Source organism: Flavobacterium olei (assembly GCF_039749035.1).
Taxonomy (GTDB): Bacteria; Bacteroidota; Bacteroidia; order Flavobacteriales; family Flavobacteriaceae; genus Flavobacterium; species Flavobacterium olei.
Genome location: NZ_JBDKWC010000005.1, coordinates 448381 through 462110 on the forward strand (window position 1 = coordinate 448381; position 13730 = coordinate 462110).

The window sequence follows — 13730 nt, forward strand, 5'->3', positions numbered from 1 at the left end:
AGTGGTGATGTTATGAAACAAGTTATATTTTTTCTTTTAATTATTTTCTGTCTGACCGCTACTGCACAAAAGACAGACGCTTCCAAAAATAATAATCCCATTTTTAAAGGCTGGTACGCCGATCCTGAAGGAATTATTTTTGACAAAACGTACTGGGTTTATCCCACTTATTCTGCGCGTTATGAAGAGCAGGTTTTTATGGATGCTTTCTCCTCCAAAGATTTAATAAAGTGGAAAAAACATCCTGCAATTATAGATACCTCAGCGGTAAAGTGGGCAAAAAAAGCAATGTGGGCGCCTTCGGTTATTAAAAATAAAAATAAATATTTTTTGTTTTTTGGAGCAAACGATATTCAGAACGATAAGGAAATTGGCGGAATTGGCGTTGCTGTGGCTTCAAAACCGGAAGGTCCATATAAAGATTATTTGGGCAAACCATTAGTAGATAAATTTTATAATGGCGCTCAGCCTATTGATCAATTTGTGTTTCGGGATAAAGACGGTCAGTGTTATCTAATTTACGGTGGTTGGAGACATTGTAATATCGCAAAATTAAAACCCGATTTTACTGGTTTTGTTCCTTTTGAAGATCAGACCATTTTTAAGGAGATTACACCCGAAAACTATGTCGAAGGTCCTTTTATGTTTATCAGAAATAATAAATATTACTTTATGTGGTCAGAAGGCGGCTGGACCGGGCCGGATTATTGTGTGGCTTATGCTATTGCAGATTCTCCTATGGGACCTTTTAAGAGAATTGGTAAAATATTAGAACAGGATAATAAAATTGCTAACGGCGCAGGACATCATTCTATTATAAAAACACCCGATTCTGACACGTATTATATCGTCTACCACCGAAGACCATTGACCGAAACGCATGGCAACTCTCGGGAAACATGCATAGAAGAAATGCATTTTGATGAAAATGGTTTTATAAAACCTGTTGTGATTACTAAAGAAGGTGTAAAAGCTCATGTAATTAAATAGAAACATAGTGGCAGACCGTAATAAAAAATAACGCAGCGATGCGTTATTTTTTTTGATTTTTTCTTTTAATAATTAGAAAGATCCTAAGGTAATTGCATGTCTTTATTTTTTGACTGCTATATCTAATCTATATAGTTAGGATATTATCGAATTGAAGTTTACTTATTTGCTTTTAAAAAAAAAGCTACTATACTATTACTTATTCCAATGGAACTATTGGGAAAAATAGAACTAAAACTATAAAAAACATACAGGCTAAATTTTTATATAATGCACCGTTCTTTATCTGCATTAGAATAAGCTTTTCGTTTTTTGTCTCATTATGACATTGTTTTTGCTCATGTACCATATTTTCAATGTTTTAAAGGCTTTAATGAATGATTTGAACACAATTTTGAAACAAAATGAGATTAAAATAATGTTACCATTCTCCTAATTTGGCAATAAATTAAATCGGAATTTTTTAGTATTTAAATTATTGTATCGGTAAAAAATAACATAATATTTTATTATGTTTAAAATATTAGCGATACAAAAGACTAAAATGTTATTTGTAATACAATTCTCATTGCAAGGCTTTTTAGAGAAATATTCAAAATCCATTTTAATTTAAAAACTTACTAATTACCAACCAAAAAATTAACCAAATGAAAATTAAACCGACTAGGAAAATGTCTTCCTTCTGTCTACACTTATTTACGTGGAGTAAATTGAAGTGTATTACGGATGGATGGATTTGTTTATTGTTTCTCCTGTTTTGCATAAGCAGTTCGTATGCGCAAAATGGAACTCCCGTAAAAGTAACAGGAACCGTTGTAGACTCGAAAGGATTGTCCTTACCCTCTGCGACAGTTCTTGAAAAAGGAACCAAAAATGCCGTTTCAACAGATTTTGACGGAACTTTTAGTATTACGGTGTCCTCTCCGGACGCCATTCTGGTATTTAAATTTATCGGGATGAAGGAGATAGAAAGACCATTAAACAATGAAAAGAAAATAACGGTGACCCTGCAGGACGAAACCAACGATCTTCAGGCTGTTGTCGTTGTAGGTTATGGTACGCAGAAAAAAGCTTCGGTTGTTGGAGCAATTGCCACTATAAAGCCGTCATTGCTGCAGGTGGGAACTTCCCGTACTTTAGGGAATAACCTTGCGGGTCAGATTACAGGGGTTATGGCCGTGCAAAGATCAGGAGAACCGGGTTACGATCAATCGGATATTAAAATTCGTGGAATCTCAACTTTTAAAGGAGGCACAAATCCACTTGTACTGGTTGACGGAATTGAACGTAATCTAAACGACCTGGATCCTTCTGAAATCGAATCTTTCTCAGTTTTAAAAGATGCTGCCGCCAGTGCCGTGTATGGTGTAAGAGGAGCAAACGGAGTAATTTTGATTAACACGAAAAGAGGTTTTGTGGGAACTCCAACCATTCAGGTAAGAACAGAATATTCAATTCAGGAACCTACAAAACTGCCGGAGTTTATTAGAGCCGCTCCCTACATGACGCTTTTAAATCAATTAGCCGCAGAGCAGGGCAAACCTCAGTTGTATTCTGATGATCGCATTTCAAAAACTTCCAGTAATTATGATCCTGATTTATATCCGGATGTAAACTGGGTTGATGCTATTACGAAGAAATTTGCCTTTACCTCAAGATCGAATCTGAATGTCGCCGGTGGATCTGAAATTCTGAGATATGCTTTAACAGCATCCTACTACAGTGAAAATGGTATTTTGGCCGCAGATCCGAATCAGACATACGATTCTGAAACAAAATTAAACAGAGCGAATGTTCGTACCAACGTAGATGTTAACGTGTCTAAAACAACTTTATTAAGAGTAAATATTGGAGGATTTTTGCAAAATCTGAATAAAGCCAATACAAGTACTGATTATTTATTTGGTACTGCATTCGAAACCACTCCTTTTGTACATCCTGCCATTTATTCTGATGGGAAGATTCCCCGTGTATTTGCGCGCGAAAATCCGTGGGCAGTTGGTACGCAGCAAGGATACTACAAACAGGGAGGCAGTAAAATAGAAAGTCTGGTGTCGATAGAACAGGATTTCAAAGGGATCACTCCGGGACTTAAAGCAAAGTTTACCTACTCCTTTGACTCTTATTCAGAAAATAAAATTATTCGCGGAAAATCTCCGGATTATTATAATGTGGCTACGCAGCGTGATCTGGATGGAAGTCTGATTCATGGCACAGTTCAGGCTTACGGTCAGGAATATTTAGGTTATAAAACCGAAGCTGCATTTGGTAACAGACGTATTTATCTGGAAGCCAATACTACTTATAACCGTTCTTTTGGCAAACATGATGTAGGCGGACTTTTATTATACAATCAGGACAGTTATAATGACGGTACGGCTCCTCAGGCTTTTAAGCATCAGGGATTAGCGGGAAGAACTTCTTATACTTTTGATAGAAAGTATGTGGGTGAATTTAACTTTGGATACAATGGATCTGAAAATTTTGCAAAAGGAAATCGTTACGGCTTTTTCCCTTCTGTAGCAATGGGATGGATTGCCTCTGAAGAAAAATTTATGGAGCCTTACAAAGATGTTTTCAATAAGCTGAAAATTCGCGGTTCTTATGGCTTAGTGGGTAATGATAATATTGGAGGTAACAGAAGGTTTGCGTATTTGACGACTATTAGTGATGATAACGGTTCTGACTACCATTTTGGTACAGGTCAGGGAGTAAAATTTGAAGGAATCGAAGAAGGTCAGATCGGTGTAAGCAATTTAACCTGGGAAAAAGTTGCCAAAGCAGATATAGGAATTGAATTAGGTCTTTTTAATATGATGGATCTAACTGTAGATGTATTTCAGGAAAAAAGAAAGGACATTTTTGTAGAAAGAAATACCGTTCCTACGCAAGCAGGATTTATTAATGCGCCGTGGGCCAATTTTGGAAAAATGGAGAATAAGGGTATTGAGGTTGGTTTCAATTTAAACAAACAAATAACTCCGGATTTCTTTATGAGCTGGCGATTCAATTTTACTTACGTAGAAAATAAAGTAACCGAAAGAGATGAAGCAGAAGCCGTTAAAGGAACTTATCGTTCGGGAACGGGCATTCAGAATAATACTTTATGGGGTTACATAGCAAAAGGTTTGTATACAGACGAAGATTTTGCTTCGCCGGGCGTACTGGCAGCAGGATTACCGGTTCCTACATTCGGAACAGCTTTAAGACCCGGAGATATTAAATATGAAGACCGAAATGGCGACGGAATCATCAGCGGGCTGGACGAAGGTTTTATCGGAGGAACAACAGATCCACAGATTGTTTACGGTTTCGGAAGTAATTTAAAATACAAACAATTCGATCTGAGCTTTTTCTTTCAGGGAATTGGTAAATCAGAAAGAATAATAGGAGGTTCTAATTTTATTCCGGGAAGCGGCACAGGAACTTTAGGAAATATTTATTCCAATTACGAAGATAGCTGGACAGAAGAAAATCCAAGTCAGGATGTGTTTTGGCCAAGATTGAGTTATGGTCCTAATGTCAATAATTCTGTTGCTTCTACATGGTGGAAAAAAGACATGAGCTTTGGACGTTTAAAAACAATGGAAGTAGGCTATACATTGGATAAAAAAGTAGCAGAGCGCATGTATCTGCAGGGATTAAGAATTTATATCAGTGGAAATAATCTTTGGTATGTATCGAATTTTAAACTATGGGATCCGGAATTGGATACCGGAAATGGTTTAAAATATCCCACAACAAAATCAGTTCTTTTTGGATTATCAATAGGGCTATAATTTAAAAATCAATCAAAATGAAAAAGATATACATTAAATCGATATTCCTTTTTTTAGGCTTATTACTATCCTCTTCCTGTTCTGATTATCTGGACAAGGAAAGTGATACCGAACTTACTCTGGATGGTGTTTTTGAAAGTAAAACAAAGACCGAGAACTGGCTGGCCGCATGTTATTCCAGAATTCCAGACCCAACATGGGGATATACGAGAAGTATAGGATGGGAAATTCTCGGAGATGATATGAGTCCGTCAGAAAGATGGCGTCAGTACGGCTGGCAGGTAATACCATTTGCGCTGGGTGACTGGTCAGTGGGTTCACAGTGGAGTCCAAGTTATTGGAACAGCCTTCCACAACGAATAAGAGAATGCAATCTTCTTATAAAAAACATCAAGCCATTACCGGGTCAGAACTTAAACGAAGATGAGGTTAAGTTAATGATCGCTGAATGTCGTTTTCTTAAAGCATATTATTATTCTATATTGCTCAATACGTATGGCCCAATACCGTTTAGCCCGGATGAAATCACGCCTGTAGATTACAATCTGACTGATTTACAAGTAGGACAGACTCCTTACGACGAAATTGTAACCTGGATAGATAAAGAACTAAGAGAGGTAGAACAAATTTTGCCGACCTCATACTCAGACGGAAGAAAGTTTGGACGCGCTACCTCGATTATGTGTAAAGCTGTTAGAGCCAGAATGCTTCTTTTTGCTGCAAGTCCGCTTGTTAATGGAAACTCAGAATACGCAGGTCAGGTTACAAAAGACGGAAAGGTTTTATTCAATCAGTCTTATGATGCAAACAAATGGAGAATTGCTGCAGATGCGAGTAAAGACCTTATTCTTAGCGCAGAGGCAGCAGGGCATAAATTATATACAGAAATAAACGCCGCAGGAAAAATAGATCCGTTTCTATCGTGTCAAAATTTACATCTTTTAGAAGTTAGTAAAGGCAATACGGAAGTTTTATTTGCGCGGGTGAGTGTAGAAAATGGCGAGTATGACCGTCATACAGCACCGGGAGGAGCCGGAGGAGCCGGAGGTTATGGAGTAACACAATCTTTGGTCGACGCCTTTTTTACATCAAATGGGCTTCCTATAAACGATCCTAATTCAGGATACGTAGAAACAGGTTTCTCTTCGCAAGATGGATACTGGACCAACGGCATCACAAAATTTAACGAAGTGAAAAGTCCGGGACTTGTAACAGTGGCCGGTACGTATAACATGTATTGCAATCGTGAACCGAGATTTTATCTGGCCGTTAATTTTAATAATGCGTGGTATACAGACGGAGATAATGCAGGGAAAGATAAAGGAAGAAAATTAGAGTTTTTTAACGGTGCAAAAGACAATAATAATACACACGATGCGCCACAAAACGGTTATCTGGCCAGAAAAAGAACAGATCCTACAAGAAACCCGACGATTAATTATTTTGCTCCGCGTCATGGTATTTTATATCGTTTAGGAGAAGCATATTTAAATTATGCCGAAGCACTTAACGAGACAGAACCGGGAAATCCTGAGATCTTACTTTATCTTAACAGAATTAGAGAAAGAGCAGGAGTGAGAACCTATACGTACGGAGGAACAGATGCACAAAACATTCATGTGGATAATAATCAGGAAAGCCTGAGAAAAATTATCAGAATGGAAAGACGTGTTGAACTGTGTACTGAAGGAATTCGTTATGATGATTTAAGAAGATGGAAACTTGCCGAAGCGGTTTTAAACGGTCCTTTCTACGGAATGAATTTTAATGGTAAAAATGCCTCAGAATTCTATCAACGAACAGTATATCAGACCAGAGTTTACAGAAAATCTTTCTATTGGTTTCCGATATATCTGGGAGAAATTGAGAAAAATCCAAATTTAATTCAGGCTCCTTTTTGGGACAAATAATTAAAATCAGAAGAAAATGAAAAATATAAAAAATAGTATCTCATTTGTAATGATGATCTTGGTTTTGTTCTCCTGTACAGACAACGGACTTGAAAATGCGGACTGGCTGAAGCAACCTGATTTTGCCAATCCGATGACCTTAACCCTTTCGGGAAAAGAAATAATACTGACTAAAGAAAATGAAAGTGCAAACGCCATTACTTTTACCTGGACAAAAGGAAACGAAAGAGGAGCAGGTACCAATCTGACTTACTTTTTCCGAATGGATATTTCAGGAAATAATTTTGGTGAAGGCGCCTCGCCGGGAACCAGCACCACTATTACAGAAGAAATTCCGGAAGGTGTCTTTACAAAATCGTATACGGTGGCACAGCTAAATTCTTTGTTATTGAAGAATTTTAAACGTCCGGGCGGTGTTTTAACAAATCTGGAGGTACAAATTATTGCACAGGTGAATAACAGTAAACAATATCAGTTGCCGGAAGTTTCAACCTCCAGTTTTGCGGTTACCAGTTACAGTCCGGGGCCATTGCCATTATTTATGGTGGGCGATGCTATAAGTGGCGGCTGGGATTATAACGCCGGCAAAAGTTTACCTGAGAAAACAGAAAGGGTAATTTATAATTTCATAGGAGATTTTGCAATAGGTTCATTCAAAGTAATTGAAAAACCAGGCAGCGAATTACCATCATACGATCCGGCAGCGGGAAATAAAATTGTGTACAACACCACCAATCCTAAAACAGATGACAATGTCTTTAAAGTTACAGAAGCAGGCCGTCACTCTTTCTACATGGATATCGATCAGGCGATATATGCTTTTGGTTATGTTCCTTATGAAAATGTGTATATGGTCGGGAATGCCATAACAGGTATTGGATGGGATATTGGTAAAGCAAAACCAATGACATGGGATCCAAAAAATCCGGAAGTATTTGTATATAAAGGGCAATTTGATGCCGGTGAATTTAAACTTCCTTTAGAATTAGGAAACTGGAACGGCAAAAACTTAATGCCGGCTTCTAATGGAACCGTGATTAAAGGCGGCCCTTCAGATAATACCACCATGTTGCTGATGCCAAACGGTCAGCCCGATAATAAATGGGTAATTGAAACCGCCGGACAATATGAACTTACCGTTAATCCGGCTAAGATGACAATTGTGCTGAAAAAGTTATAATTTTTTAAAGTGAAGTCAGACCAGCTTTTCATTTATATTGAAAAGCTGGAATGCTTCGGTTTTCAGCAGAATAACAAATTTTTAGTGTACTTACTTTATTGAATGATTTTCAGAAAAAAGTAAATGTTGTTTTAAAATGTCTAATAAAAAAACAAATTATGATACGATTAAAAATATACAGTTATGGTTTAAGATTACGTTTCGCAATATTATTAACTCTGTTGGGATGTGTGGCTTCACTGCAGGCACAGCTTAGTGGTAATCCGCTTTTTACAGGCGCAGATCCCGAAATTCATTATTTTAATAATAAATATTATATCTATACAACGGCTATTTACGGCACTCAGTTTCATGCTTATTCTTCAAACGATTTTACCAACTGGCAGGATGAAGGATTAATTTTTGATCTTTTTCCGGACAGTCCCTGGTCACAATACAATGGTTGGGCTCCGGCAGTGGTTTTCCGCAACAATAAATATTATTTTTATTACACTGCCGAAACTAAAATAGGAGTAGCTGTGGGGAATACGCCAACCGGACCTTTCACAGATATTGGAGCACCCCTTATCGGGACAGACCCTTACACCGACGATATTATCGATGCAAATGTTTTTATTGATGATGACGGGCAGGCCTATATTTACTACGGCGGTTCCGGCAAGAGCCGAATGGTTGTCCGTAAACTTAATGCCGATATGGTTTCACTCGCTACAGGTCCGACAGATATCACGCCTCAAAATTATACCGAGGGGCCTTATATGGTGAAGCGAAAAGGAATTTATTATATGATGTATTCTAACGGAGCATGGTTTAATGACACCTACAATGTACAGTATTCGACTTCCAATTCGCCAATGGGACCTTGGACTTATCGCGGAAAAGTTTTAAGTTCAAACTCAGAGGATAAAGGTCCGGGTCATCACGGTGTATTAAAAATAGGAGATTGTGATGAGTATTACATGATTTACCATCGGTATGAAAACGGAACATCAGGAGAGAGAAAAATAGCAATTGACCGAATGTATTTTAATGCTGCCGATTTAATAGAACCGGTTAATATGACCAATTACGGAGTTCCGGCAAGAGTTCCAAATCAATCCTGTCCTACACAAAGTATCATTTCCGGAGGTATTTATAAATTAACCCATAAAGGAACCAATCAGTGTCTGGATGTGGTGAATAATTCAAACCAGTCAGGGACCAACGTGCAGCAAAGTACAGACAACGGGAGTGATGCACAGCGATGGGTAATAACCCTTGAAGCAGATGGCTATTACAGGTTAACACACAAAGGAACCAATCAGTCTCTGGATGTTTCTCAAAACAGCAGTACGCAGGGGGCAAATGTACAGCAATGGATGGAAGGCAATACCGATGCCCAGCGCTGGAAAATTGAGCTCATGTCTGATGGTTATTGTAAACTAACCCACAAAGGAACAACTCAGGTATTAGATGTGGACAATAACAGCAGTCAGCCGGGAGCCAACGTACAGCAATGGTCGGATCTTGGTACGAATGCCCAAAGATGGAAATTGGATCTTATTGAAGTTCCAATTGTTTCCGGAGGTACTTATAAACTCACTCACAAAGGAACAACACAATGTCTGGATGTAAGCGACGGCAGTACACAGCAAGGCGCCAATGTACAGCAGTATACCAGTAATGACAGCGACGCACAACGCTGGGTGATCTCAAAAGAATCAGATGGTTTTTATAAATTAACGCACAAAGGGACTACTCAGGTTCTTGATGTTTCTAACAACAGCACTCAGCCCGGAGCCAATGTACAGCAATGGTCGGATCTTGGTACCGATGCACAGCGCTGGAAAATTGAACTCATGCCGGATGGTTATTTTAAACTGACTCACAAGAATACCAACCTTTGTCTGGACGTGGTAAATAATCTTGCTGAACCCGGTACCAACGTGCATCAGTGGACAGATAATAATAATGATGCGCAACGCTGGAAACTGGATTTAATAAAGCCAACGGCAACTTTAAGTACAGCCAAATTTTCTGATGCAGAGAAAGAAAATTCTGTTTTGTCTTCTTTAAATATCTATCCGAATCCGGTAAAAAATACCATTTTCTTTACTTCAGAAATGACGGGAACCCACATTCGTGTTTTCTCTGAAACCGGAAATTTAGTAAAAGAGCAAATTATAAAAGAGAATAGTTTGAACGTTTCAGATTTACCAACAGGAATTTATTTTTCTGTTTTTGAAAAAGACGGAACCAAAATGACCAAACGATTTATTAAAAAATAAACGTAGTAAAAGGAATAAATACTTCAAATAAAATCATTCAAATTGTTTAAATTCAGGGTTTTTATGAAAAGATTTGAAGTATTTGTTTTAAGATTAATTTTAAAAGATAATATGAAAACAAAAAAACTTTTAGTTACAATTTTTTGTCTGGCAACGGCCGCTTTAACAGCTCAGGAATATAAACCTGAAGCAAATCCAAAAGCAATTGTAACGGCAGGCAATGCCAGATTCACGGTACTTTCGCCGCGTGTCATTCGTATGGAATGGAGTGCAGATGGCAAGTTTACAGATAATGCTTCATTGACATTTGTAAACCGAAACCTTCCAGTACCGTCATTCACCAAAAAAGAAAGTAACGGTGTACTGCAAATTGTAACGGATGTTGTCAGGCTGAATTACAAAACAACAGAAGGCAGGTTTACAGACAAAAACCTGAGTGTTGAATTTACGGTAAATGGCAAAACAACCACATGGAAACCAGGTCTTGCCAACACAAAAAATCTATTGGGAACAACCCGGACTTTAGACAATGTCAATGGTGCGGCAAAGGAATTGGAACAGGGAATCATTTCGCGTGATGGCTGGTATTTGGTAGACGACAGCGAACGCCCGCTATTTGATAATTCAGAATGGTCGTGGGTAATGGCACGTCCTGGAGATAAGCCTCAGGACTTGTATTTATTTGCATATGATTCTGATTATAAAGCGGCCTTAAAAGACTTTACTGATATTGCAGGTAAAATTGCTATGCCTCCAAGATTTGCTTTTGGTGCGTGGTGGTCACGATACAGAGAATATTCGGATACAGAATTTCGTGATCTTGTCGGTGAATTCAAAATACATGATGTGCCGCTTGATGTTTTTGTAATCGATATGGACTGGCATGTGAAATCGCTGCCTGAATTTTTTAAGAACGGACAAAGACAAAGAGATCAGGCAGGAGAAGACTCCGGATGGACAGGATTTACGTGGAATAAAAATTTGTTTCCTTCTCCGGAAAAGTTTCTGCAATGGACGAATGAGCAGCATCTTAAAACTTGTCTGAACCTTCATCCTGCATCCGGAATTCAGCCTTATGAGGACGTTTATCCGGAAATGGCAAAAGCAATGGGAATTGATCCAGCTTCCAAAAAATATGTGCCTTTTGATATTACAGATAAAAAGTTTGCAACCAATTATATGAACCTGATTTTGCACCCAATAGAAAAAGCAGGTGTCGATTTCTGGTGGCTGGACTGGCAGCAATGGGGAAGCACCAATATTCCCGGTGTTAACCCAACTTTCTATCTTAATTATGTGCATTACAGTGATATGGAACGCCAGAATAAAGCGCGTCCGCTTATCTTTCACCGTTGGGGCGGGTTAGGAAATCACCGCTATCAGATCGGATTCTCGGGTGATACTTTTGTAACGTGGGAATCATTAAATTATCAACCTTATTTTACTTCTACTGCTGCCAATGTTGGATTTGGTTACTGGAGCCACGATATTGGCGGACATCAGGGTGATGCAGGTACTGCTGAATTGTACACAAGATGGATTCAGTGGGGCGTTTTTAGTCCGATATTCAGAACGCACGCGACGGCGGCGCCACAGCACGAAAGACGTATTTGGGCTTATCCGCTGGATAACTTTTTAATTATGAGAGAAGCTTATCTTATGCGTTATTCTTTGGTTCCTTATTTATACAATGAAGCAAGAAATACCTATGAAACTGGTGTTTCTACCGTTCATCCAATGTATTATGAATATCCAAAGGAAGAAAATGCGTACTCAATCCCTAATCAATATATGTTTGGTCGCGACATGATCGTAAATCCGATCACAAAGCCTATCGAAAAAGATAAAGTCGCTGTGCAGCAGGAAACATGGCTTCCCGAAGGAAAATGGTACGAATGCAGTACAGGAAGTATTATAAAAGGAGGAAAAAAAGTTACTATGCCTTTTACGTTGGGAGATATACCGGTTTTTGTAAAAGAAGGTGCTATTATTCCGATGCAGCCAAAAGTAGAAAGAACAGACGAGAAACCTTTAAACCCATTGATTCTTTCTTTTTATCCTGGTAAAAAAGGATCATTAAGACTTTATGAAGATGAAGGAAATAACAATAATTTCAAAAAGAATGCTTTCACTTTTACCACAGTAACGTCAGAACAAACCGGAAATAAAAGCAATATTGTAATTGGGGCGGCAGAAGGTTCATTTCCAGGAATGTTAACCTCACGTGGTTATGAGCTTCGCTTTCCATGTTCTTTTCCGCCCGCTAAAGTAACTGTAAACGGCCAGAATATTCCGTACAGTGCAGTTGCTAAAACCGGAACATGGTCGTATTCGGGAGATGATTTTGAAACACAACTGTTTGTTCCGGAACTGCCAACCAATAAAGCGATTCGTGTTGAGGTAGAATTTCAGAATTACGATCAACAGCTTCTTTCCGGTAAAAAAGGACAAATTAAATACATGAAAAATTTTGAATCGTTCCGTTTGCTAAATGACTGGAATGACGGATTGTACAGCCCTTTTGAAATTATGTCGCTTTCTCAGTTTGGTCAGAATATAGAGTATAATATTTCGGATATTAAAAAACAAGTAGACGGATTTGAAGACCGATGGAACAGTGCATTACAGACTATTCAGGATATCAGTGAAAATAATAAAGCCTATAAACCGTATTACGAATTACTGAAAACGTACGGTACTATTGCAGAACGACCTCAGTTCAAGAATGAAAGTGAACTGGATTCTGATGCAAAAGCAAAAGTAGAATTTAATACAGGAGCAGATAAAATCTACTATACTACAGATGGTTCTGTGCCATCATCTAAATCGAAGCTTTATACCAAACCTTTTGAAGTTTCGGTACCGGCGCGGGTAAACGCAATTGCTTGTCCGGCAGGAGATGGCTCATGCAGTTCGGTAGTTTCTAAAATATTTTACAATAAAAAAACGGGATTAAACTATAGCCTGTATAAAGGAAAATGGAGTAAACTACCTGATTTTTCTAAACTAACACCGACCGAAAAAGGATATGCTCCGGATTTCGATTTGAAGAAAATTAAGCATGAATCCAATAATTACGGTTTAGTTTATAATGGTTTTATAAATATTCCTGAGGATGGAAAATATACTTTTTATTTAGCATCAGATGATGGAAGTAAATTATTTATAAACAATGAGCTTGTTATCGACAATGATGGATTGCATGGTTTTGACGAAAAGAAATCAGAAATAAAATTAAAGAAAGGACTTCTTCCAATTCGTTTAGAATATTTTCAGGAAAATTATGGAGACGGAATTTCTGTAGAATTCTCATCAGATAAAATAAAAAGAAACAGTTTATTTCCTTCTATTTAAAATAAAATTGTTAGTAGAATTAAAGGATGAGCATTTTGTTCATCCTTTTTTTTATTGTAATTTCTAAAAAGTGGATTATTTGAAATCATAAAAACTCCACAAATCCCTCTTTTATTGCTGCATAAAAAAAATCACACTTTATTTGTTATACTAAAACGTTTTAGTATATTTGTGACTTCTGATTGTGTTTTGAATAAATCAAATTAATTTCAAGTTAAAACTAGTAATAGGAAAAAATATTCCTAAATAA

The 13730-nt window shown here is 37.8% G+C and carries 6 protein-coding genes; all 6 read left to right on the forward strand.

Annotated features, from left to right (window positions below):
• The first annotated feature begins 12 nt into the window (after window positions 1-12).
• The 6 genes from ABEB31_RS15485 (at window position 13) to ABEB31_RS15510 (ending at window position 13480) form a co-directional block, all read left to right on the forward strand.
• Window positions 13-990, forward strand: coding sequence for a glycoside hydrolase family 43 protein (locus ABEB31_RS15485; protein WP_347052542.1), 978 nt, complete (start codon window positions 13-15; stop codon window positions 988-990).
• 647 nt (window positions 991-1637) lie between these two features.
• The gene (locus ABEB31_RS15490; protein ID WP_347052543.1) at window positions 1638-4769 is read left to right on the forward strand and encodes a SusC/RagA family TonB-linked outer membrane protein; all 3132 of its coding nucleotides are present in this window, start codon (window positions 1638-1640) and stop codon (window positions 4767-4769) included.
• Between the two features lie 17 nt (window positions 4770-4786).
• The gene (locus ABEB31_RS15495; protein ID WP_347052544.1) at window positions 4787-6679 is read left to right on the forward strand and encodes a RagB/SusD family nutrient uptake outer membrane protein; all 1893 of its coding nucleotides are present in this window, start codon (window positions 4787-4789) and stop codon (window positions 6677-6679) included.
• A gap of 16 nt (window positions 6680-6695) precedes the next feature.
• Window positions 6696-7859: a SusE domain-containing protein gene (locus ABEB31_RS15500; protein WP_347052545.1), complete on the forward strand. Its 1164-nt coding sequence runs from the start codon at window positions 6696-6698 to the stop codon at window positions 7857-7859.
• A gap of 158 nt (window positions 7860-8017) precedes the next feature.
• Window positions 8018-10126, forward strand: a complete 2109-nt coding sequence (locus tag ABEB31_RS15505; RefSeq protein WP_347052546.1) for an RICIN domain-containing protein — start codon at window positions 8018-8020, stop codon at window positions 10124-10126.
• Between the two features lie 111 nt (window positions 10127-10237).
• Window positions 10238-13480: a TIM-barrel domain-containing protein gene (locus tag ABEB31_RS15510; RefSeq protein WP_347052547.1), complete on the forward strand. Its 3243-nt coding sequence runs from the start codon at window positions 10238-10240 to the stop codon at window positions 13478-13480.
• Window positions 13481-13730: the final 250 nt, after the last annotated feature.

Coding starts and splice junctions, on each gene's coding strand:
- ABEB31_RS15485 (WP_347052542.1), top strand. CDS start 13: ATGAAACAAGTTATATTTTTTCTTTTAATTATTTTCTGTCTGACCGCT.
- ABEB31_RS15490 (WP_347052543.1), top strand. CDS start 1,638: ATGAAAATTAAACCGACTAGGAAAATGTCTTCCTTCTGTCTACACTTA.
- ABEB31_RS15495 (WP_347052544.1), top strand. CDS start 4,787: ATGAAAAAGATATACATTAAATCGATATTCCTTTTTTTAGGCTTATTA.
- ABEB31_RS15500 (WP_347052545.1), top strand. CDS start 6,696: ATGAAAAATATAAAAAATAGTATCTCATTTGTAATGATGATCTTGGTT.
- ABEB31_RS15505 (WP_347052546.1), top strand. CDS start 8,018: ATGATACGATTAAAAATATACAGTTATGGTTTAAGATTACGTTTCGCA.
- ABEB31_RS15510 (WP_347052547.1), top strand. CDS start 10,238: ATGAAAACAAAAAAACTTTTAGTTACAATTTTTTGTCTGGCAACGGCC.